The sequence below is a fragment of the Curtobacterium flaccumfaciens genome, from assembly GCF_013359815.1.
GTDB classification, from domain to species: Bacteria; Actinomycetota; Actinomycetes; order Actinomycetales; family Microbacteriaceae; genus Curtobacterium; species Curtobacterium flaccumfaciens.
On sequence record NZ_JABMCF010000029.1, the window covers coordinates 90,436 to 111,314 of the forward strand.

A 20,879-nucleotide genomic window follows, 5' to 3' on the forward strand; every position below is an offset into this window, starting at 1 on the left:
TGGATTTCTGCGGGGTTTTCTTGCGACACGCTCGAACAGGTGTTTGTCCGGCCCTGGCTGGTCGGATACTGTTTCGATCGACTGGGACAAGCCTGACGGGGACCACCGACATTCCCGCCGCGGCCGGACCGGCACCGACGAAAGCGAGACGACGTGGTGGACGAACTGCGGGGCCAGAAGCCGCTGACGCCGAAGCAGCAGGCGATCTTCGACGCGATCCGTGCGTCGATCGCCTCACGGGGCTACCCGCCGAGCATGCGCGAGATCGGCGACGCCGCCGGGCTCTCCTCGCTCTCCAGCGTCTCCCACCAGCTCGGCCAGCTCGAGCTCGGTGGCTGGATCCGCCGCGACCCGAACCGCCCGCGGGCGCTCGAGGTCCTGGTCGACGAGCCGTCGTCCGAGGTCGGCGGACCGGACATCGACGCCACCACGCTCGTGCCGCTCGTCGGCCGGATCGCCGCCGGTGTCCCGATCACCGCCGAGCAGCACGTCGACGAGATCATCCCGCTCCCCCGACAGCTCGTCGGCACCGGCGAGCTCTTCATGCTCAAGGTCGTCGGTGAGTCGATGATCGACGCCGCGATCTGCGACGGGGACTGGGTCGTCGTCCGGTCGCAGCAGACCGCCGAGAACGGTGACATCGTCGCGGCCATGCTCGACGAAGAGGCGACGGTCAAGGTCTTCCGCCAGCGCGACGGTCACACGTGGCTGCTGCCGCGCAACTCCGCCTTCGAGCCGATCCTCGGCGACGCGGCCTCGGTGCTCGGCAAGGTCGTCGCGGTCCTCCGCTCCCTCTGACCGCGGCTCGCGCTGCACCAGCGCGAGACGCCGTCGTCACCGTACGACGTCCCCTGCACGACGAAACGCCGCCGGATCCGGCGGCGTTCCGTGTGTTCCGGGGCGGCTCGGTGACGCGACGGCGTCCGGCGGACCCGTGACGGGCCTCCAGGCCGCGCGGCAGCGCTCCCCAGCGCCAGCGACTGTCGGAGGTGACCGTCAGACGGTGGGGACCGGCGTGACCACGTAGGGCTCGAGCTCGGAGACCTGCCGCTGGAAGACGCGCACCCGCAGGCGCGTGCCGTCCTCGACGTAGTCGACGGACTCGACCGAGCCGGTGTCGTGCAGCGACGACACCAGGTCGCCGCGGTCGTACGGCACCACGATCGTCAGGTCGACGTCGGGCTCCGGCAGGCGGTCCTCGATGACGCTGAGGAGCTCCGGGATGCCCTCGCCCGTGCGCGCCGACACGAACACCGCGTCCGGCACGAGTCCGATGAGCACGAGCCGCTGCGCGTCGTCGATCAGGTCGGCCTTGTTGAAGACGACGATCTCCGGGATGTCACCCGCACCGACGTCGCCGATGACCTCGCGCACGGTGGACAGCTGCGCACCGGGGTCGGGGTGCGAGCCGTCGACCACGTGCACGATGACGTCGGCGTCGCCGACCTCTTCGAGGGTGGAGCGGAAGGCCTCGACGAGCTGGTGCGGCAGGTTGCGGACGAAGCCGACCGTGTCGACGAACGTGAACTCCCGGCCCTTGGCGCTCTCGGTCCGACGGACGGTGGCGTCCAGCGTCGCGAACAGCTGGTTCTGCACCAGCACGCCCGCGCTCGTCAGCCGGTTGAGCAGCGACGACTTGCCGGCGTTGGTGTAGCCCGCGATCGCGACGCTCGGCACCTCGTTGCGGTTGCGCTCGGCACGCTTGGCCTCACGGGCCGGGGTGAACCCGGCGATCTGCCGACGGAGCTTCGCCATCCGCGTGTGGATCTTGCGGCGGTCGAGCTCCATCTTCGTCTCACCGGGGCCACGAGAGCCCATGCCAGCGCCTCCGGAGACCTGGCCACCGGCCTGCCGGGACATCGAGTCACCCCAACCGCGCAGTCGAGGCAGCAGGTACTGCAGCTGGGCGAGTTCGACCTGCGCCTTCCCCTCGCGGGTCTTCGCGTGCTGGCTGAAGATGTCGAGGATCACGGCCGTGCGGTCGATGACCTTCACCTTCACGACGTCCTCGAGCGCACGACGCTGCGAGGGTGCCAGTTCGGTGTCGGCGATGACGGTGTCGGCGCCGGTGGCCTTGACGACCATCGCGAGCTCCTGGGCTTTGCCCTTGCCCAGGTAGGTGGCCGGGTCCGGGTTCGGCCGGCGCTGGAGGAGCCCGTCGAGCACCACGGCGCCCGCGGTCTCGGCGAGTGCTGCGAGCTCGCGGAGGGAGTTCTCGGCGTCCGAGGCGTCGCCCTGGGGGTACACGCCGATCAGGACGACCTGCTCGAGCCGCAGCTGGCGGTACTCGACCTCGGTGACGTCCTCGAGTTCGGTGGAGAGGCCGGCGACACGGCGCAACGCCGCACGGTCCTCACGGTCGTACTGGTCGCCGTCGCCGGTCCAACTGCGGTCGTCGACCGACTGCGTCTGGATGGCCTGGGCGGGTGCGAAGATGGACGATGCTGCGCGGTGGTCTGCGTTGCGCAACACCCTCTCGACGACACCGTCTGCGCTGTCGTCGTTGGTCTGGTGGTTCTGCTGATGGGTATCCGTCATCCTGTGCACAGGCTACCTCTGGAGGCCCTGCGACACACTCGGTTGCCGGTACGGTTCATCCATGGCGAACGACCACTACTTCTCGGCCACCCCCGAGAGCGAACTCCGGCCGCGCCAGGTGCACGTCACGCTCGCCGGTCAGCCCCTCACCCTGTCGACCGCGGCGGGGGTCTTCAGCCCCGACGGCGTCGACCGCGGCACGAAGGTCCTGCTCGGTTCGGTGCCGGCGCCCGCTGCCGACGGAGCGCTGCTCGACATCGGCTGCGGCTGGGGCCCGATCGCGATCACGATGGCCCTGCAGTCCCCCGAGGCCCAGGTGTGGGGCGTCGACGTCAACGAGCGGGTGCTCGGGCTCGCGCGCGCCAACGCTGCTGCCGCGGGGGCATCGAACGTCACGATCGCGCTGCCCGACGACGTGCCGGCCGACCTGCGCTTCCGCACGATCTGGTCGAACCCGCCGATCCGTGTCGGCAAGGACGAGCTGCACCAGATCCTGCTGACGTGGCTGCCCCGGCTCGAGGTCGGGGGCGACGCCTGGCTCGTCGTGTCGAAGGACCTCGGGGGCGACTCGTTGCAGAAGTGGCTCGTCGGCGCGCTCGGCTCGGGGTTCGCGGTCACGCGGGAGTCGACGGCGAAGGGGTTCCGCGTCATCCGGGTGCAGCGCAGCGCGTAGGGCGCGAGCGCGAGCGCGTGCGCGAGCGCGGGCGCGAGCGCGAGCGCGAGCGCTCACATCGTGAGCACAAATGGTCGGGTCGCCGCTGGGCACCCGACCATTTCTGCTCACGAAACGGCAACGAGCCGAAGCGCCGCCGCTCCGCGTCAGACCGTCAGACCGTCAGGTCGCCGGAGAACACGAGCTCGGCGGGACCGGACAGCGAGACGTGCTCGCCGTCCTCGGTCGCCGTCATCCGCACCGTCAGCAGCCCGCCCGGCACCCGCACGCGCCAGGTGTCCGGCGCGCCCGCACCGACCCAGTAGCGCGTCGCGAGAGCAGCGGCGACGGCCCCGGTGCCGCACGACAGCGTCTCACCGCTCCCCCGCTCGTGCACCCGCATCGTGATCTCGCCGACGCCGTCCTTGATGAGGGGGTCGCCGGGCAGCACGAACTCCACGTTCGCCCCGTGCTCCGGTGCTGGGTCGAGTACCGGCAGGAACGTCAGGTCGAGGTCGGCCAGTTCGTCCTCGGTCTCGACGGCGACGACCACGTGCGGGTTGCCCACGTCGATGCCGATGCCGGGCCGCGCCCCGTCGAGGTTCTTGGCCCGGACGAGCACGTCGTCGGAGCCACCGCCCTCGATGCCCAGGCCCCAGCGACCGAGGTCGGCGGCGAACCCGTTCGTGGTGCGCTGGATGTCGACCAGCCCCTTGCGACTGCCGACGGTGAGCGTCTCGCCGGGAGCGAGCTCGACCAGGCCGGACTCGGTCAGGTACCTGGCGAACACGCGGATGCCGTTGCCGCACATCTCCGCGACCGTGCCGTCGGCGTTGTGGTAGTCCATGAACCAGGTCGCCTCGGGCTCGACGGCCACGAGCGCCCGCCCCTCGGGGATCGCCTCGGACCGCACCGCGCGGATCACGCCGTCGCCGCCCACGCCGAAGCGTCGGTCCGCGATGGCGCGGATCCGCTCGGGGGTCAGGTCGACGGTGGCGTCGGGGTCGGCGAACAGGACGAAGTCGTTGCCGGTCCCCTGGCCCTTGGTGAAGTGCAGCTCGGTCACGGCACGATCCTACGGGCCAGTTCCGACAGGTCGCCGCGGTCCGCGCCCGTGACGTCGAGCGTCTCGGCATCGGTGTACCGGCGGAACCACGACACCTGCCGCCGGGCGTACTTGCGGGTCGCGATGCCGGTCGCCTCGACCGCCTGATCGCGGGTCGCCGTGCCGGCGAGCACCTCGAGCGCCTGCGAGTACCCGATGGCACCCCGCGCGGTCTTGCCCTGCTCGAGTCCCTGCTCGCGGAGCGCCGCGACCTCATCGACGAGTCCGGCCTCGAACATCCGCGCGGCCCGCTCGTGCAGCGCCGACACGAGCTGCTCGCGGTCACGCCGCAGGTGCAGGATCCGGGACGGTCGCCAGGCGCTGGGCGCGGCCGGGAGGCTCGGGGTCACGACCTCGGATCGGCTCGCGATCTCGAGTGCACGGATCAACCGCCGTGGGTTGCGCGCGTCGATCGTCGCGGCGGCCGCCGGGTCGAGGGCACGGAGTCGCTCGAGCAGGATGCCCGGGCCGAGCTCCTCGTGCTCGCGCTCGAGCTGCGCACGGAGCGCGGGGTCGGTGCCCGGGAACGCCAGGTCGAACAGCACCGCGGAGACGTACAGGCCGCTGCCGCCGACGAGGACGGCCACGCCACCGTCGGCCTGGATCCGGTCGACGTCGGCTCGGGCGGCGACCTGGTAGGCGGCGACGCTCGCCTCGTCGGTGACCTCGAGCACGTCGAGCTGGTGGTGCGGGATGCCGTGCCGTTCCGCCGGCGGGAGCTTCGCAGTGCCGATGTCCATGCCCCGGTACAGCTGCATGGCATCCGCGTTGATGATCTCCGCGCGACGGCCAGCAGCGCGCAGCCGTTCCGCGATCGCGATGCCGAGGTCGGACTTCCCGGTGCCCGTCGCCCCGACGACTGCGATCAGGTCCGCGGCGTCACCGGGTGCGGGTGACGCGGCGCTCGTCGGCACAGCCCCGGGGAGCTCAGCGCCCGACACGGAGCGTCGGCAGCCCGAGCGAGACCGGACGGGGCCCGTCGCCCGTGGCGGCAGCGGGCGTGGGCACGCCGCAGCTCTCGGCCTGCGCGCGGTCCCAGGCGTCGCCGGCCCGGGTGCGTCGGATGCGCAGCGGCGCGTCGTCGTCGGCGAGCAGGAAGTGCGGTGCGGCACGGGTGATGTCGACGGTGACCACGTCGCCCGGGCGCGGGACCTCGGACCCGGCGGGCACGGTGAAGTGCACGAGCCGGGAGTCCTCCGCGCGACCGGAGAGCCGGTGGGTGGCGTCGTCCTTGCGGCCTTCGCCCGACGCGACGAGCACCTCGACGCTCCGGCCGACCTGCAGCGCGTTCTCTTCCGCGGTGATGCGTTCCTGCAGGGCGACGAGTCGCTCGTAGCGCTCCTGCACGATGTGCTTCGGTAGCTGGTCGTCCATCGTCGCGGCCGGGGTGCCCGGGCGGATCGAGTACTGGAACGTGAACGCCGAGGCGAACCGTGCCTGCTCGACGACGCGCAGGGTGTCCTCGAAGTCGGCGTCGGTCTCGCCGGGGAACCCGACGATGATGTCGGTGGAGATCGCCGCGTGCGGGATCTTCACGCGGACGCGGTCGAGGATGCCGAGGAACCGCTCGCTGCGGTAGCTCCGGCGCATGGCCTTGAGCACCCGGTCGGAACCCGACTGCAGCGGCATGTGCAGCTGGGGCATCACGTTCGGGGTCTCGGCCATCGCATCGATGACGTCGTCGGTGAACGCCGCCGGGTGCGGGCTGGTGAAGCGGACGCGCTCGAGCCCCTCGATGGCCCCGGTGGCCCGCAGCAGCTTGCCGAACGCCTGTCGGTCGCCGAACTCGACCCCGTAGGAGTTCACGTTCTGCCCGAGCAGCGTGACCTCGATCGCGCCGTCGTCGACGAGCGCCTGGATCTCGGCCAGGACGTCACCGGGACGGCGGTCCTTCTCCTTGCCGCGGAGCGACGGCACGATGCAGAACGTGCAGGTGTTGTTGCAGCCGACGGAGATGGAGACCCAGCCGCTGTGCGTCGAGTCGCGCTTGGTGGGCAGCGTCGACGGGAAGACGTCGAGCGCCTCGAGGATCTCGATCTGCGCCTCGTCGTTGTGCCGCGCCCGCTCGAGCAGGGTCGGCAGCGACCCCATGTTGTGCGTGCCGAAGACGACGTCGACCCACGGCGCCTTCTCGAGGATGACGTTCTTGTCCTTCTGCGCCAGGCACCCGCCGACGGCGATCTGCATGCCGGGGTGCTCGCGCTTGATCCCCGCGAGCTGCCCGAGGTTGCCGTACAGCCGGTTGTCCGCGTTCTCGCGCACCGCACAGGTGTTGATGACGACGACGTCGGCCTGCGCACCGTCCGCCGCGGTGTAGCCCGCAGCCTGCAGTGACCCGCTCAAGCGCTCGGAGTCGTGGACGTTCATCTGGCACCCGTAGGTGCGGACTTCGTAGGTGCGGGGGCGCGCTTCGACGGTGGCCATGGTCGTCCCAGTGTAGGTCGGAGCGGCTACTCGAACCGGACGGTCCCGCGGCCGGAAGGCGGCCGCTTCCCGCCACCGTCGAGGGCACGTGCCACAGCGATCCGGACGACGCCGGAGCTGTAGCCCTTGCGCATCAGGAAGCCGGACAGCCGGCGTTCAGCGGTCGCCCGGTCGAGCCCGCGCATCTGCGGTGCCCGCTTGTCGGCGAGTTCCTGCGCGCGGAGGAACTCGTCGTCCTCGTCGTCGGCGGCTTCGTCGAGCGCGGTGTCGATCGCCACCTGGTCGATCCCCCGGCGACGGAGCTCGGTCACGACACCCTGTCGACCGAGGCCCTTGCGGGCGTGCAGTCGATCCACCAGGTCGGTGGCGAGGGCGACGTCGTCGAGGAGCCCGACACGGGTCAACCGCTCGATCTCGTGCTCGACCACGTCGGGGTCGAGGTCCTGCTGCAGCAGCAGGGTCCGCATCTCGGACTCGCTCACGCCCTTGCGCCCGAGGGCACGAAGACTGAGCCGTTCGGCGTCCGCGCGCTGTTCGTCGAGCGGACGGGGTGCGTCGGCCGGGTCGATCTCCTCGCCGCCGGCGATGGAGAACACCGACGCCGTGGTGGCGTCAGCCGTCTCGGAGTCGTAGCCGTCCTGCTCCGCACGGTTCGAGCGCCCGCTGCCGTCTCCGATGACGGGCGACACCCACGCCGCCGGCCCGCGGGCACCGAGCAGGGGCACCGGCGAATCGGCGTCGAACGATGCGGGGAACTCGTCCGCACGACCTTCGTCCGACTCGGGCAGCGCCCAACCGTCGGTGTCGCGCGGTTCGTCCGGTGACACCGGAGGCTCGGGGATCGCGGGCGTCACCGGGGTGACGGGGGCACGGCGACGCGACCTCGCACCGAACAGGTCGGTGACCGGTGCGAGGCCGTCGTCGTCGTGGTCGGTGCTCACGCGCCCTTGCGCTCCGCGAGCTTCGGCGCGATCGACTCGACCGGGGCGTCCTCGGCCTTGGCGCCGCCGACGCCGAGCTTGGCGAGGATCTTGCCTTCGATGTCGGCAGCGATCTCGGGGTTCTGGATCAGGAAGGAACGCGAGTTCTCCTTGCCCTGCCCGAGCTGGTCGCCGTCGTAGGTGTACCAGGCGCCCGACTTCTTGACGATGCCGTGGTCGACACCGAAGTCGAGCAGCGAGCCTTCGCGCGAGATGCCGACGCCGTACAGGATGTCGAACTCGGCCTGCTTGAAGGGCGGTGCCATCTTGTTCTTGACGACCTTGACGCGCGTGCGGTTGCCCACCGCGTCGGTACCGCTCTTGAGCGTCTCGATGCGACGGATGTCGAGGCGGACGGACGCGTAGAACTTCAACGCCTTACCGCCCGAGGTGGTCTCCGGCGAACCGAAGAACACGCCGATCTTCTCGCGCAGCTGGTTGATGAAGATCATCGTGGTCTGCGTCTGGTTCAGGCCACCGGCGAGCTTTCGCAGCGCCTGGGACATGAGGCGGGCCTGCAGACCGACGTGCGAGTCACCCATCTCGCCCTCGATCTCAGCACGGGGCACGAGGGCCGCGACGGAGTCGATGACGATCAGGTCGATGGAGCCGGAGCGGACCAGCATGTCCGCGATCTCGAGCGCCTGCTCGGCGGTGTCGGGCTGCGACACGAGCAGGGCGTCGATGTCGACACCGAGCTTCTTGGCGTACTCGGGGTCGAGCGCGTGCTCGGCGTCGATGAAGGCCGCGATGCCACCGGCGCGCTGGGCGTTGGCGATGGCGTGGATGGTGAGGGTCGTCTTACCCGACGACTCCGGGCCGTAGATCTCGACGATGCGGCCACGGGGCAGGCCACCGATGCCGAGCGCGACGTCCAGCGCCACCGACCCGGTCTGGATGACGTTGACGGGGGCGCGTTCGTCCGAACCGAGGCGCATGATCGCACCCTTGCCGAACTGCCTGTCGATCTGTGCGAGTGCGGTCTCGAGGGCCTTTTCGCGGTCTGCCGGTGATGGCATGGGGTGCTCCTTCGTGCTCATGTTCGGCCGCCTGTAGGCTGTCGCGTCCACGCCGGCCGGTGGTGCAAGGCCGATGGTTCTGCGACAAGGCTTCGGGCTGTTCCCGATGTCCATCAACCTATGGCGAGCCACCGACATCACTGCCGACGGTCACGCGATCTGTGGATGGAACATCCGGGCGACGCCGCTGTGGAGGAAGCTACCACCGATCGAACACGCGTTCGAGCAACACGCCGAACACAGTTTCGGGTGCGCCGCCCCGCGGAACCCGCTCAGTCCTGGGGTTCGGCGAGGCCCTTGCCGTGCCGCCGGTCCATCGGGACGTCCTGCGAGTCGCACAGTGCGTCCCACACCCGGCGGGCCTCGATGCCAGCCGCGAGGGCGTCCACGGCGGAGCGACCGCCCAGCCCCTCGAGCACGACGTCACGGGTGACCACGGAACCGTAGGCCTCACCGAACACCTGGTCGACGGCTCGCCAGAACTCACTCACGCGCATCCGACCAGCCTAGGCGCGTGGTCGTGGGCCGGAACGCAGAACGCCCCCGCCGGGAAGGACCGGCGAGGGCGTTCGGTGCGGTGCGCTCAGCGAACCGCGAGGTCGTTGTCGAACTCGGCGACGAGGTCGTCCGGGAGCGTGTCGGGGACGGGGGTCAGCCCCTCGACGATCGCGAGGCGGTCGCCCACTTCGCGCATGATGGTCGAGATGGGCGTGTCCAGAGCATCCGCGACGGACGCGAGGATCTCCGAGCTGGCTTCCTTCTGCCCGCGCTCGACCTCACTGAGGTACCCGAGCGCGACACTGGCCTTGGACGCGACCTGACGGAGGGTCCGGCCCTTCTGCAAGCGGAAGTCCCGGAGCACATCGCCGATTTCCTGACGAACGAGAACCATGAGAACTCCTCCTCTCTGTCGTCTCCGCGCCCGCTCGGTCCGGTGGATCGAGTTCGGGTTCAGCAACAATAGCGTTGCCGGTTGCAGCATGTTAGCCAGGCTGGCTGCCGTACTGCTGGAGATTTCGTGAGATGTAACCCAGTGGAAACGGGACCTATTCCCGGCCCCGGACCTCGGACGACATCCGTGCAAGGAGTTCGGAGACGGTGGCGTGCCGGATTGCTCCCCGGTCACCGTCGAGGTGCAGCTCGAAGGCCTCAGCCCCCGCGGCGGAGGCGATCCCCACGTACACGGTGCCGACGGGCTTGCCGTCCTGCGGGTCCGGGCCGGCGACGCCCGTCGTGCTGATCCCCCACGTCGCGGGTTCCCCGTCGACGGACAGCGCGATCCGGACACCGGCGGCCATCTGCCGGGCGACTTCCGGATGCACGGCACCCTCGGCCTCGAGCAGCTCCGCCGAGACCCCGAGCACGGAGTGCTTCACGGGCGTCGCGTAGGCCACGACGCCGCCCCGGACGACGGCGCTCGCGCCCGGCACGTCGACCAGCGTCGCCACGACGAGTCCGCCGGTCAGCGACTCCGCCACGGCGAGGGTCTCGCCCCGTGCCGTCAGCTCGGCGATGAGCCCCGGTGCGACCGGGACGGGAGGCGCGGCCTGCGTCGAGCGGTCGGGCCCGGTCATGCGGTGGTGCGGTTGTGCTTCCATGCCTGCCAGAGGTAGTCGATCCCGCTCAGGATCGTTGCCAGGAACGCGGCCGTCATCAGGATGCCGTTGACCCAGTGCGCCCAGTCGCCGACCAGGTTCCACCACGGGAACAGCGCGGCCGTCAGCGCGACGGCCTGCAGCACGGTCTTGATCTTGCCGCCGCGGCTGGCCGGGATCACCCGGTCGGAGAGCACCGCGAACCGGAAGACCGTGATGCCGATCTCGCGCACCATGATCAGCACGGTCACGTACCAGGGCAGCTCGGCCAGGATCGACAGCGCGACGAGCGCACCACCGATGAGCACCTTGTCGGCGATCGGGTCGACGAGCTTGCCGAAGTCCGTGACCAGGTTCTGCCGACGGGCGATGATGCCGTCGGCGCTGTCCGTGACGATGGCCACGACGAAGACGACCGCGGCCCAGATGCGCAGCGGCCCGTCGTTGCCGGCGTCGGTGAGCAGCAGGACGAAGAACAGCGGCGCCATGAGGATGCGCACCACCGTGATGATGTTCGCGACGTTCGCGGTCGACGCGGGGCCGGGGCCCTTGCGCAGCAGCCGCCCGCGCCACGGGAACCGTGCGCCGTGCGTGGTGTTCGTGCTGTCCGAGGCGGTCATCGCCGTCACTCCCTGCCCGTCAGTCCCCACGCGTCCTCATCGGGCTCGTCGTGGACTTCATCGTACCCGCGGGTCATGTCCCCGACGGGGTCTGCTCCGTAGCGGTCGCCGTCGCCGGACGGCGTCGGGGCCGGCGCTGCCGGAGCGGCCGCGGCGGGCGGCTCCTCGCCGCGGAGCTTCGCGAGCACCGCGGGCAGCTGGTCGGCGGTCACCAGGACGTCGCGGGCCTTCGACCCCTCGGACGGCCCGACGATGTCGCGCGACTCCATCAGGTCCATCAGGCGACCGGCCTTGGCGAAGCCGACGCGGAGCTTGCGCTGCAGCATCGACGTCGAGCCGAACTGGGTCGACACGACCTGCTCGACGGCCGCGAGCAGCAGTTCGAGGTCGTCACCGATGTCGGCGTCGATCTCCTTGCGCTCGACCACGGCCTGGACGTCCTGGCGGTACTCGGGCTGCGCCTGCCGCGTGACGTGCTGGACGACCTCGGCGACCTCGCCCTCCTGCACCCAGGCGCCCTGCACGCGGAGCGACTTGGACGAGCCCATCGGCAGGAAGAGCGCGTCGCCCTGACCGATGAGCTTGTCGGCGCCGGGCTGGTCGAGGATGACGCGGGAGTCCGTGACGCTCGTCACCGCGAAGGCGATGCGCGACGGCACGTTCGCCTTGATCAGGCCGGTGATGACGTCGACCGAGGGGCGCTGCGTCGCGAGCACCAGGTGGATGCCGGCGGCGCGGGCGAGCTGGGTGATGCGGACGATCGACTCCTCGACGTCGCGGGGCGCCACGAGCATGAGGTCCGCGAGCTCGTCGACGACGACGAGCAGGTACGGGTACGGCTTGAGCTTCCGCTCACTGCCCGCCGGCAGGACGATCTCGTTGTTCTCGATCGCCTTGTTGAAGTCGTCGACGTGGCGGAACCCGAACGACGCCAGGTCGTCGTATCGCATGTCCATCTCCTTCACGACCCACTGCAGCGCTTCGGCCGCCTTCTTCGGGTTCGTGATGATGGGCGTGATGAGGTGCGGGACACCGGCGTAGATCGAGAGCTCGACGCGCTTCGGGTCGACCAGGACCATGCGGACCTCGGACGGCTTCGCACGCATCAGCAGCGAGGTGATCATCGAGTTGATGAACACCGACTTGCCGGAACCGGTGGAGCCGGCGACGAGCAGGTGCGGCATCTTCGCGAGGTTCGCGACGACGAAGCCGCCCTCGACGTCCTTGCCGACGCCGATCGTCATCGGGTGCTTCGACTTGCGGGCGGCGTTCGAGCGCAGCACGTCACCGAGCGAGACGATCTCGCGGTCGGTGTTCGGGATCTCGACGCCGATGGCGCTCTTGCCCGGGATCGGCGACAGGATGCGGACCTCGTTCGAGGCGACCGCGTACGACAGGTTCTTCGACAGGGCTGTGACCCGCTCGACCTTGACGCCGGGGCCGAGCTCGATCTCGTACCGGGTCACCGTCGGCCCGCGGGAGAACCCGGTGACCTTCGCGTCGACCTTGAACTCGGTGAGCACCCCGGTGATCGCGGCGACGATGTCGTCGTTCGCCTGGCTCCGCGCGACCGAGGGCGTTCCGGAACTCAGCGTCGTGGCGGCGGGCAGTCGGTAGGGCTTCGACGGATCGTCGTCGGAACCGGCGGCGGCTGCGCTCAGCTCGGCGGCGGCGTCGATGTCCTCTGGCTCGTCGACGATCTCGGGCTCGGACAGCACCTCGGGACGGATGTCGGCGGTCGGCTCCGGCCGCGCGGGGACGTCGGTGCCGAACGCGCGGAGGGCCTGCTCGGCGTCCTGCAGGTCCTGCTCGACGGAGTCGTTGAGGTTGACCGACGCGGGCTCGGCCGGCGTGAGATCGACGAGCCCGGCGGCGGCACCGGCGTTCGGGCTCACCGCGGGCGCAGCGGGCACGACGGGGGCAACTGGTGCGACCGCAGCGGCAGCCGGGGCGACCCCGCTGGCCGGGGGCAGCACGGGGCTGTCGTACGCCGGGTCCTCTTCGCGCCCGGACTTGTTCCGGCGCCACCACGGCACGTTGTCGCCACCGGCTTCGGCGTCGGCAGCGGCCTGCTCGTCACCGAACCCGAGGTCGTCGAACAGCTGGAAGTCGGTGTCGCCCTTCTTGCCGCGCTTCGACGTGCGGGCGCGGGCAGCGGGCTCCGCCACGGCGGCGGCGTCGGCCTCGGGTTCTGCCGCGGGGGCCGGGGCGCCGAACAGGTAGGCGTAGAGCTCGTGCAGGCGTCGCCCGAGTTTGTTCGGCGGCGTCTTGGTGATGATGAAGAGCGAGAGCACCAGCAGCACGATCGCCACGGGGACGGCCACCCAGGCGGTCGCGATCGTGACGAGCCAGCCGATGACCACCCAGCCGAGCACCCCACCGGCGGCAGCCAGCGCGGGCATGCCGTCAGCCGCGCTCGGTCGGCCGCCGAAGACGTGGCAGAGCGAGGCGATCGACACGATCAGGATGCCCAGGCCGATGCCGATCCGGGTGTTGTCGTGCACCGAGGCCGGGTGCCGGAACAACCACCCGGCGAACACGATCATGATGACGGGCAGGGCGAACGCCAGGCGGCCGAACAGCCCGCCGAACGTGTACGCGTCGAGTGCGACGGAGACGCTGTTGGTCGGGTTGAGCCACTCGACGACCCCGCCGGCGATGGCCAGCAGGAACAGCAGGAACGGGAACCCGTCGCGCCGCTGGTCCTTCTCGAGGGTCTCCTTGCCGAGCAGCCGGAACATCGCGCCGACGCCGTGCGCCATCGCGAGCCAGAAGGTCACGAGCGGGTTCTGCTCGCGGAACACCGGCGTGGGTGCGGCCTGCGGCAGCTTCTTCGTCGTGGCCTGGGTGCGCGACGAACCGCGCGTCCCGTTGCCACGGGACGACGTGGACGCGCGCGAGCGCGTGGTCGACTTGGTGCCTCCGGCCATGGGCAGAACCCTAACGCCCGCTCAGGACAAACGCAGGAAGGCCCGCCGCAGCGTCCGTGACGGACGCTGGACGGGCCTCCCGGGCCGGACGGACGCGAACGCGCGCCCACCCGCGAACGGGCCCTACGCCTCGATGACCACCGGGACGATCATCGGACGACGGCGGTGCTTCGTGTTCACCCAGCGACCGACCGTGCGACGGACGACCTGCGCGAAGGCGTGCGAGTCGCGCGTGCCGTTGGCCGCGGCCTCGGAGATCGCCTTGGCGATCTGTGGGCGGACGTCGTCGAACACGGAGTCGTCCTCGGCGAAGCCGCGCGACTGGATCTCCGGGCCGATCACGCACTGCCCGGTGGTGAAGTCCACCGCGCAGAAGATCGAGATGAAGCCCTCTTCCGCCAGGACGCGGCGGTCCTTCAGGTCGGCGTCGGTGATCTCGCCGACGGTGGAGCCGTCGACGTAGACGTAGCCGATGTCGAGCTGGCCGGCGACCGTCGCGACGCCGTCCTTCAGGTCGACGACGATGCCGTCCTGCCCGAGGATCACGTTGCGCGGCGGGACACCCGTCTGGATCGCCAGGTCGGCGTTCGCGTACAGGTGGCGGTGCTCGCCGTGGACGGGGAGCACGTTGCGCGGCCGAAGTATGTTGTAGCAGTAGAGCAGCTCGCCGGCGGAGGCGTGTCCGGAGACGTGCACCTTCGCGTTGCCCTTGTGCACGACCTTCGCACCGAGCTTCGTCAGCCCGTCGATGACGCGGTACACGGCGTTCTCGTTGCCCGGGATGAGCGACGACGCGAGGATGACGGTGTCGCCCTCGCCGATCTCGATCTGGTGCTCGAGGTTCGCCATGCGGGCCAGGACGGCCATCGGCTCACCCTGCGACCCGGTCGACATGTAGACGATCTGGTCGTCGGGGACGTTCTTCGCCTTCTTCGTGTCGATGAGCACGTTCTCCGGCACCCGCAGGTACCCGAGGTCGGCGGCGATCGTCATGTTGCGGATCATCGAGCGGCCCATGAACGCGACCTTGCGGTTCGCGGCTGCGGCGGCGTCGAGGACCTGCTGCACGCGGTGCACGTGCGACGAGAAGCTCGCCACGACGACCTTCTTGCGGGCGCGCATGATGATGTTCTCGAGCACCGGGCCGATGTCGCGCTCCGGAGCGGTGAAGCCCGGCACGTCGGCGTTCGTGGAGTCCGGCAGGAACAGGTCCACGCCGGCCTCGCCCAGACGGGCGAACGCACGGAGGTCGGTGATGCGGTCGTCGAGCGGGAGCTGGTCCATCTTGAAGTCGCCCGTGTGCAGCACACGACCGGCGGGGGTCGTGATCGCGACGGCGAGGGCGTCCGGGATGGAGTGGTTCACGGCGACGAACTCGAGGTGGAACGGGCCGATCTGCTCGGTCTGGTCCTCGGCCACGACGAGCGTGTACGGCTTGATCCGGTGTTCCTTGAGCTTCGCCTCGACCAGCGCGAGGGTCAGCGTGGAGCCGATCAGCGGGATGTCGTCGCGGAGCTTCAGCAGGTACGGGACGGCGCCGATGTGGTCTTCGTGGCCGTGCGTGAGCACGACACCGAGGACGTCGTCGAGGCGGTCACGGATCGGCGAGAAGTCCGGCAGGATCAGGTCGACACCGGGCTGGTGCTCCTCGGGGAACAGCACGCCGGCGTCGACGATGAGCAGCTTGCCCTCGTACTCGTAGACGGTCATGTTGCGACCGATCTCGCCGAGGCCCCCGATGGGGACGACGCGGAGGGTGCCGGCTTCGAGCGGCTGCGGTTCGGAGATCTGTGTGGGCATTCGGTCCTACGGATTCGGGCGACGCGCGTGCTGCGCGCCGCGGTGTTCGCTAGCGGGTGGTGCCTGGCACCTTCGGTAGTGCACCGCCGGCCGCCGCGTTGCGGTCGGGGCGGAAGTTCGAGAAGTCGGCGCCGGGCACGTCGCGCACGGCTTCGAGGGAGGTCTCGATGGCGTACGCCTCGGAGTCCTCGGGGCCGACGAGCGGCAGTCGGACGCGCGGGCTGCCGATGCGGCCGAGCCCGTGCAGGATGTACTTGGCGGCCACGGTACCGGGAACGTGCGTCATCACGGCGCGGACGAGCGGCTCGAGTCGCTTGTGCTCGGCCGTCGCGGTGGCCAGGTCGCCCCGGTTCACCGCATCGACGATGGTGCGGTACGGCGCGCTCGTGATGTTCGCGGTCACGCCGATCAGGCCGGTGGCGCCGATCGACAGGTGCGGGAGCACGTTCGTGTCATCGCCGGAGAAGTACATGAGGTCGGTGTTGTTCAGCACCCGCGAGACCTCGGCGAAGTCGCCCTTGGCGTCCTTCACGGCGAGGATGTTCGGGTGCTTCGACGCACGCAGGATCGTGTCGTACGTGATCGGGATGCCGGTGCGGCCCGGGATGTCGTACAGGATCACCGGCAGGTCGGTGGCGTCCGCGATCATCCGGAAGTGGGTGAGGACACCCGACTGCGTCGGCTTGTTGTAGTACGGCGTGACGATCATCACGCCGTCCGCGCCGGCCTTCTCGCTCTGCTTGTACAGGTGGATCGCGTGCGCGGTCTCGTTCGAGCCACCGCCCGTGATGATCTTCGCGCGGCCGGCGGCGACGGACTTGCCGACCTCGACCAGACGGAGCTTCTCCGGGTCGGTCAGCGTCGACGTCTCGCCGGTCGTGCCGGTGACGACGATGCCGTCGGCGCCGGCGGTGATGCAGTCGTCGATGTGCTGCTCGACGCCGGGCCAGTCGACCTCGCCGTCGGCCGTGAACGGGGTCACGAGGGCGACGAGGACCTGACCGAAGGGATTCTCACGCGGGGACACGGGCACCAGCGTACCGGGGATGCGCGCGGAGGCCGCCGTCCGTGTGGACGGTGGACCGCCTGCGGCGCGGCCGGGAGGCCCGGATCACGTCCGTCCCGCCGGTCACGCCCGGCGGGGGCGGGCGCTCAGGCGCGGCGCTGCCACTCCAGGAACCGGTAGCGGGTGCCGCCGTTGCGGGACTCCTGCCACGGGCCCTCGTCGGTGAGCGTCCAAGCGGCAGTCTCGTCGAGCGTCGGTGCGACGGTGTCGCCGGGGACGTCGACGTCGATGAGGGTCTCGGAGACGTGGTCGGCCGCGTCGAGTGCGGCGGCGTAGACCTGACCGCCGCCGATCACCCACACCGTCTCGTCGGCGCCGTCGGCACGCTCGAGTTCGGCCTGCAGGTCGTGCACGACCTCGGCGCCGTCGGCCGTCCACGTCGTGTCCCGGGTGAGGACGACGTTGCGCCGACCGGGCAACGGCCGGAAGCGCTCGGGCAGGGACTCCCAGGTGCGCCGGCCCATCAGCACGGTCGCGTCGCCGGTGACCTGCTTGAAGTGCACCAGGTCTTCGGGCACGTGCCAGGGCATGCCGCCGTCGGCACCGATGACACCGGTGGTCGAGCGGGCCCAGACCATGCCGATCATCAGACGGCGACCGCGGCCTTGATCGCCGGGTGGTGCTCGTAGCCGACGACGGTGAAGTCCTCGTACTCGTACTCGTCGATCGAGTCACGCGGAGCGAGTTCGAGCGTCGGCATCGGGTACGCCGTGCGGGACAGCTGCTCCTCGACCTGTTCGACGTGGTTGTCGTAGATGTGGCAGTCGCCGCCGGTCCAGACGAAGTCGCCGACCTCGAGCCCGGTCTGCGCCGCGATCATGTGGGTCAGCAGCGCGTACGAGGCGATGTTGAACGGGACGCCGAGGAACATGTCGGCGCTCCGCTGGTAGAGCTGGCACGAGAGTTTGCCGTCGTTGACGAAGAACTGGAAGAAGGCGTGGCACGGGGCGAGCGCCATGTCCGGAACGTCGGCCACGTTCCATGCCGAGACGATGAGACGGCGGCTGTCCGGGTTCGTCTTGATCTGGTCGATGACCTGGGCGATCTGGTCGACGTGCTCACCCGAGGGGGTGGGCCACGAGCGCCACTGCACGCCGTACACCGGGCCGAGGTCGCCGTCGGCGTCCGCCCACTCGTTCCAGATCCGGACACCGTGCTCCTGCAGCCAGGTGGCGTTGCCCTCGCCACGGAGGAACCAGAGGAGCTCGTACGCGACCGACTTGAAGTGCACGCGCTTGGTGCTGACGAGGGGGAAGCCCTTCGACAGGTCGTAGCGGAGCTGTGCGCCGAACAGGCTCCGGGTGCCGGTGCCGGTGCGGTCACCCTTCGGCGAGCCCTCGGTCAGGACCCGGCGGAGCAGGTCTTCGTAGGGCGTCGGGACGGAGGCGTCGGGCTGTACGGTCTCGCTGTCGGTCACACACAGAAGCCTACGTCGGTGTGAGTAGCGTTGCGGGCATGCCCGACACGACGGAACAACCGCTCTCGATCCTGGTGGCCGGCTCGTCCGGGTTCATCGGGACGCCCCTCGTCCGTGCCCTGCGCGAGGCGGGGCACCACGTCACCACGCTCGTCCGCCGCGAAGCGCGCACCGCGACCGAGTTCCGCTGGGCACCGGGGCGGCGTCCGCTCGACCCGGCGATCCTCGACGGTGCCGACGTGGTGATCAACCTGGCCGGCGCGAACATCGGCAAGCTGCCGTGGACGGACGCCTACCGCCGGGAGATCCGCAGCTCGCGCATCGACGCCACCGACACCCTGGTCGAAGCGATGCGGAACGCCGCCACTCCCCCGGCGCTGTTCCTGTCGGGCTCGGCCTCGGGCGTGTACGGCGACCGCCCGGCCGACGTGCTGCAGGATGACGCCGCCCCGGGCACGGGGTTCCTCGCCGACGTCTGCACCGCGTGGGAGGCCGCCGCGAACGCCGCTCCCGCCGGGGTCCGGGTCGTCACGCTCCGCACCGGCATCGTCATCGGCAAGGGCGGCGGTGCGCTCGCGCCGCTCGTCCCGCTGACGAAGCTCGGCGTCGGCAGCCGGCTCGGCACCGGTGGCCAGCACTGGCCCTGGATCGCGCTCGAGGACGGGGTCGGCGCGATCGTGCACCTGGCGACCGCGGCACCGGACGTGTCCGGTCCGGTGAACCTGGCGGGCCCTGAGCCCGTCGTGGCCGACCGCATCACGAAGCACGTCGCCGAGGTCCTGCACCGCCCGTACCTCTTCCGGATCCCCGAGTTCGCCCTGCGCCTGGCGCTGCGGGACGCCGCCGACGACATGCTCCTGTCGAGCCAGCGGATGGTGCCCACGAAGCTGCTCGAGTCCGGCTACACGTTCCGGTACACGCAGGCGGCGGACGCGATCGACGCCGTCTTCTGATCCGCGGATCAGCTCGCGGTCAGCGGTCGGCGGCGCGCGCCAGGGCGGTGCGCATCGCCGAACGCGCGCGCTTGCGGTCACCGGCGGCGTCGTAGACCACACCGAGCCGGTACCAGGCACGCCAGTCGGCCGGGTCCTGCTCGACCGCGTCGCGGTACCGCGGGAACAGCTCGTCGGCGGCGTCGCGGATCGGCCGGCCCGACGGCCGCACCGGGACGACGTCGTCCGGGGTGCCGCCCTCGGCTTCGAGCCGCGCGCCGAGCCGGGTGATGCGGATGCCGAAGCGGAACTCCAGCACGAGCAGGAGCGCCCCGATCGCAGCGACGACGAACAGCGCGACGCCGATGCCGATGCCGATCGGGATCCCGGTCGCGATGAAGGCGACGGCGCGCTGCCCGACGAGCACGATGTACAGGGCGAGCAGCACCGCCATCAGCGCTGCACCCCAGAACGGCGAGCGGATCGTGCGTCCGGCCCGCTCCATCCGACCCACGGCGGTCAGCCGATGCCGAGGACGCTGCCGAGGCCCACGGTGAGGCCCCGCGCCGACACCACGTTCGCCAGCGCCGCACGGATGCCCGCGACGTAGGCGACGTCGTCGTTGGTGTCGTGCCGGATCGTCAGCGTCTCGCCGGGTCCGCTCAGCACGACGTCCTGCACGGCCTTCACCCCGGGGAGCCGGAGCGAGTGGATGGGCACGCTGGCGACCTGCTGGCCGCGGGCGCGCTGGTCGACGTGCGGGGCGTCCACGGGACCGACCTCGCGCCGGGCGTCGGCCATCAGCTCGGCGGTGCGCACCGCGGTGCCCGAGGGCGAGTCGATCTTGCCGGCGTGGTGGGTCTCGACGATCTCGGCGGCGGGGAACCACGGTGCCGCGATCGTCGCCAGGTGGGTGCCGAGCACGGAGCCGATGGAGAAGTTCGGGACCACGAGCACCCCCTGGTCCGGGCGTTCCCGCAGCCCGGTGCGGAGCTTCGCGAGCCGGTCGAGCGACCAGCCGGAGGTGCCGACGAGCACGTTCGCGCCGCTCGACAGCGCGTTCTCCACGATCGCCGGACTGAGCGACGGCACCGTCACGTCGACCACCAGGGCCGCGCCGCCGAAGACCGACGGCGGCGCCTCGTGCGCGCCGTCCTTCGACGACAGGCGGGCGACGAGCTCGAACTCCGGGAGTTCCTCGACGACGGACGCCACGAGGCCCCCGAGACGACCGGTGGCGCCGACGACGGCGACGGGAGTGACCATGCGGTCCATCCTAGGATCGACGCATGTCAGTCGAGGTCAGGACCGTGCCGGCCGATCTGCCCGAGGTCGACGCGCTGCTCGACGCGTACCTGGACGAGCGCGCGGCGACGTTCCCGAGCGCGCAGGGCACGTACTCGCGGAAGCGCACCCCCGCGGCCGAGTTCACGCCGCCGAACGGGGTGTTCGCGGTGGCGTACGACGACGACGTCGCGGTCGGCTGCGGCGGCCTCCGTCGGATCGCGGACGGGGTCGACGCGACCGGTGCCGTCGACGTCCGGTTCGAGGTCAAGCACGTCTTCGTGGCACCGGCCGGGCGCGGCACGGGCGTCGCGACGGCCGTGATGGACCTGCTCGAGCGGGCTGGAGCCGACCTCGGTGCGACGAGCATCGTCCTCGACACGAACGACTCGCTCGTGGCGGCCGGTGCGATGTACCGCGGCCGCGGGTACCAGCGGGTCGAACCGTTCAACGACAACCCGAACGCGACCGCCTGGTACCGCAAGCCGATCGCCTGAGCCGCCACGGGCCTCCCGGC

General features: G+C 70.7%; 21 protein-coding genes. 4 read left to right on the forward strand and 17 right to left on the reverse strand.

All coding sequences use genetic code 11. From position 1 onward, the window contains the following. The first annotated feature begins 153 nt into the window (after positions 1–153). Entirely contained in the window at positions 154–798 is a 645-nt protein-coding gene (gene lexA, locus HP445_RS02035; RefSeq protein ID WP_128781337.1) for a transcriptional repressor LexA, read from the forward strand. Between the two features lie 198 nt (positions 799–996). Here the strand turns inward: lexA and hflX are convergent, their stop codons facing one another. After that, a complete protein-coding gene (gene hflX, locus HP445_RS02040) occupies positions 997–2,538 on the reverse strand; it encodes a GTPase HflX (RefSeq protein WP_111033176.1) in 1,542 nt (513 codons plus the stop codon). A 61-nt stretch (positions 2,539–2,599) separates the two neighbouring features. On the opposite strand from hflX, the gene HP445_RS02045 reads away from it, so the two are divergent. Beyond that, on the forward strand, positions 2,600–3,211 hold the full coding sequence (locus HP445_RS02045) for a class I SAM-dependent methyltransferase (protein ID WP_128781336.1): 612 nt from the start codon (positions 2,600–2,602) through the stop codon (positions 3,209–3,211). A 154-nt stretch (positions 3,212–3,365) separates the two neighbouring features. Here the strand turns inward: HP445_RS02045 and dapF are convergent, their stop codons facing one another. The 14 genes from dapF to HP445_RS02115 all read right to left on the reverse strand — a co-directional run bounded on the left by dapF (position 3,366) and on the right by HP445_RS02115 (position 18,146). Further along, positions 3,366–4,256, reverse strand: a complete 891-nt coding sequence (dapF, locus tag HP445_RS02050; protein WP_027464770.1) for a diaminopimelate epimerase — start codon at positions 4,254–4,256, stop codon at positions 3,366–3,368. Further along, on the reverse strand, positions 4,253–5,236 hold the full coding sequence (miaA, locus tag HP445_RS02055) for a tRNA (adenosine(37)-N6)-dimethylallyltransferase MiaA (RefSeq protein ID WP_372496356.1): 984 nt from the start codon (positions 5,234–5,236) through the stop codon (positions 4,253–4,255). The genes dapF and miaA overlap by 4 nt, the downstream gene beginning before the upstream one ends. Next, positions 5,223–6,719 (reverse strand): tRNA (N6-isopentenyl adenosine(37)-C2)-methylthiotransferase MiaB, encoded by a 1,497-nt coding sequence (miaB, locus tag HP445_RS02060; RefSeq protein ID WP_128781335.1) that lies wholly within the window; start codon positions 6,717–6,719, stop codon positions 5,223–5,225. The genes miaA and miaB overlap by 14 nt, the downstream gene beginning before the upstream one ends. 26 nt (positions 6,720–6,745) lie before the next feature. Further along, positions 6,746–7,660: a regulatory protein RecX gene (locus HP445_RS19055; RefSeq protein WP_128781334.1), complete on the reverse strand. Its 915-nt coding sequence runs from the start codon at positions 7,658–7,660 to the stop codon at positions 6,746–6,748. Then, the gene (gene recA, locus HP445_RS02070; protein WP_027464767.1) at positions 7,657–8,718 is read right to left on the reverse strand and encodes a recombinase RecA; all 1,062 of its coding nucleotides are present in this window, start codon (positions 8,716–8,718) and stop codon (positions 7,657–7,659) included. The genes HP445_RS19055 and recA overlap by 4 nt, the downstream gene beginning before the upstream one ends. A gap of 272 nt (positions 8,719–8,990) precedes the next feature. Next, positions 8,991–9,215 (reverse strand): DUF3046 domain-containing protein, encoded by a 225-nt coding sequence (locus HP445_RS02075; protein WP_071405602.1) that lies wholly within the window; start codon positions 9,213–9,215, stop codon positions 8,991–8,993. Positions 9,216–9,301: 86 nt separating this feature from the next. Then, positions 9,302–9,610: a helix-turn-helix domain-containing protein gene (locus HP445_RS02080; protein ID WP_027464765.1), complete on the reverse strand. Its 309-nt coding sequence runs from the start codon at positions 9,608–9,610 to the stop codon at positions 9,302–9,304. A gap of 154 nt (positions 9,611–9,764) precedes the next feature. Further along, positions 9,765–10,292, reverse strand: coding sequence for a CinA family protein (locus HP445_RS02085; protein WP_110864739.1), 528 nt, complete (start codon positions 10,290–10,292; stop codon positions 9,765–9,767). Next, entirely contained in the window at positions 10,289–10,933 is a 645-nt protein-coding gene (gene pgsA, locus HP445_RS02090; RefSeq protein ID WP_164941245.1) for a CDP-diacylglycerol--glycerol-3-phosphate 3-phosphatidyltransferase, read from the reverse strand. The genes HP445_RS02085 and pgsA overlap by 4 nt, the downstream gene beginning before the upstream one ends. 5 nt (positions 10,934–10,938) lie before the next feature. Further along, positions 10,939–13,863 (reverse strand): FtsK/SpoIIIE family DNA translocase, encoded by a 2,925-nt coding sequence (locus HP445_RS02095; protein WP_128781333.1) that lies wholly within the window; start codon positions 13,861–13,863, stop codon positions 10,939–10,941. Between the two features lie 123 nt (positions 13,864–13,986). Beyond that, on the reverse strand, positions 13,987–15,663 hold the full coding sequence (locus tag HP445_RS02100; protein WP_027464761.1) for a ribonuclease J: 1,677 nt from the start codon (positions 15,661–15,663) through the stop codon (positions 13,987–13,989). Positions 15,664–15,712: 49 nt separating this feature from the next. Continuing rightward, positions 15,713–16,690 carry a 4-hydroxy-tetrahydrodipicolinate synthase gene (gene dapA, locus HP445_RS02105; protein ID WP_017885921.1) on the reverse strand — a complete coding sequence of 326 codons (978 nt, stop codon included), beginning with the start codon at positions 16,688–16,690 and terminating at the stop codon, positions 15,713–15,715. Between the two features lie 125 nt (positions 16,691–16,815). After that, a complete protein-coding gene (locus tag HP445_RS02110; RefSeq protein WP_128781332.1) occupies positions 16,816–17,316 on the reverse strand; it encodes a dihydrofolate reductase in 501 nt (166 codons plus the stop codon). Continuing rightward, positions 17,316–18,146, reverse strand: coding sequence for a thymidylate synthase (locus HP445_RS02115; protein WP_128781331.1), 831 nt, complete (start codon positions 18,144–18,146; stop codon positions 17,316–17,318). Before HP445_RS02115 ends, HP445_RS02110 begins: the two co-directional genes overlap by 1 nt. Before the next feature lie 38 nt (positions 18,147–18,184). Between HP445_RS02115 and HP445_RS02120 the strand changes: the two genes are divergently transcribed. Next, the gene (locus tag HP445_RS02120; protein WP_128781330.1) at positions 18,185–19,099 is read left to right on the forward strand and encodes a TIGR01777 family oxidoreductase; all 915 of its coding nucleotides are present in this window, start codon (positions 18,185–18,187) and stop codon (positions 19,097–19,099) included. Positions 19,100–19,118: 19 nt separating this feature from the next. Here the strand turns inward: HP445_RS02120 and HP445_RS02125 are convergent, their stop codons facing one another. Continuing rightward, positions 19,119–19,583 carry a tetratricopeptide repeat protein gene (locus HP445_RS02125; RefSeq protein WP_017885925.1) on the reverse strand — a complete coding sequence of 155 codons (465 nt, stop codon included), beginning with the start codon at positions 19,581–19,583 and terminating at the stop codon, positions 19,119–19,121. A 14-nt stretch (positions 19,584–19,597) separates the two neighbouring features. After that, positions 19,598–20,344, reverse strand: a complete 747-nt coding sequence (locus tag HP445_RS02130; protein ID WP_228513608.1) for a 4-hydroxy-tetrahydrodipicolinate reductase — start codon at positions 20,342–20,344, stop codon at positions 19,598–19,600. Positions 20,345–20,367: 23 nt separating this feature from the next. Here HP445_RS02130 and HP445_RS02135 point away from each other — a divergent pair, with 23 nt between their 5' ends. Then, positions 20,368–20,859 carry a GNAT family N-acetyltransferase gene (locus tag HP445_RS02135; RefSeq protein ID WP_128781329.1) on the forward strand — a complete coding sequence of 164 codons (492 nt, stop codon included), beginning with the start codon at positions 20,368–20,370 and terminating at the stop codon, positions 20,857–20,859. The last annotated feature ends 20 nt before the right edge of the window (positions 20,860–20,879 follow it).

Bases quoted from the DNA above. Each gene is read 5' to 3' on its own strand.
- miaB (WP_128781335.1), bottom strand. From the start codon at position 6,719: ATGGCCACCGTCGAAGCGCGCCCCCGCACCTACGAAGTCCGCACCTAC.
- HP445_RS02120 (WP_128781330.1), top strand. From the start codon at position 18,185: ATGCCCGACACGACGGAACAACCGCTCTCGATCCTGGTGGCCGGCTCG.
- pgsA (WP_164941245.1), bottom strand. From the start codon at position 10,933: ATGACCGCCTCGGACAGCACGAACACCACGCACGGCGCACGGTTCCCG.
- HP445_RS02085 (WP_110864739.1), bottom strand. From the start codon at position 10,292: ATGACCGGGCCCGACCGCTCGACGCAGGCCGCGCCTCCCGTCCCGGTC.
- HP445_RS02095 (WP_128781333.1), bottom strand. From the start codon at position 13,863: ATGGCCGGAGGCACCAAGTCGACCACGCGCTCGCGCGCGTCCACGTCG.
- HP445_RS02080 (WP_027464765.1), bottom strand. From the start codon at position 9,610: ATGGTTCTCGTTCGTCAGGAAATCGGCGATGTGCTCCGGGACTTCCGC.
- HP445_RS02075 (WP_071405602.1), bottom strand. From the start codon at position 9,215: ATGCGCGTGAGTGAGTTCTGGCGAGCCGTCGACCAGGTGTTCGGTGAG.
- HP445_RS02130 (WP_228513608.1), bottom strand. From the start codon at position 20,344: ATGGTCACTCCCGTCGCCGTCGTCGGCGCCACCGGTCGTCTCGGGGGC.
- HP445_RS02110 (WP_128781332.1), bottom strand. From the start codon at position 17,316: ATGATCGGCATGGTCTGGGCCCGCTCGACCACCGGTGTCATCGGTGCC.
- recA (WP_027464767.1), bottom strand. From the start codon at position 8,718: ATGCCATCACCGGCAGACCGCGAAAAGGCCCTCGAGACCGCACTCGCA.
- hflX (WP_111033176.1), bottom strand. From the start codon at position 2,538: ATGACGGATACCCATCAGCAGAACCACCAGACCAACGACGACAGCGCA.
- HP445_RS02135 (WP_128781329.1), top strand. From the start codon at position 20,368: ATGTCAGTCGAGGTCAGGACCGTGCCGGCCGATCTGCCCGAGGTCGAC.
- HP445_RS02125 (WP_017885925.1), bottom strand. From the start codon at position 19,583: ATGGAGCGGGCCGGACGCACGATCCGCTCGCCGTTCTGGGGTGCAGCG.
- HP445_RS02045 (WP_128781336.1), top strand. From the start codon at position 2,600: ATGGCGAACGACCACTACTTCTCGGCCACCCCCGAGAGCGAACTCCGG.
- HP445_RS02100 (WP_027464761.1), bottom strand. From the start codon at position 15,663: ATGCCCACACAGATCTCCGAACCGCAGCCGCTCGAAGCCGGCACCCTC.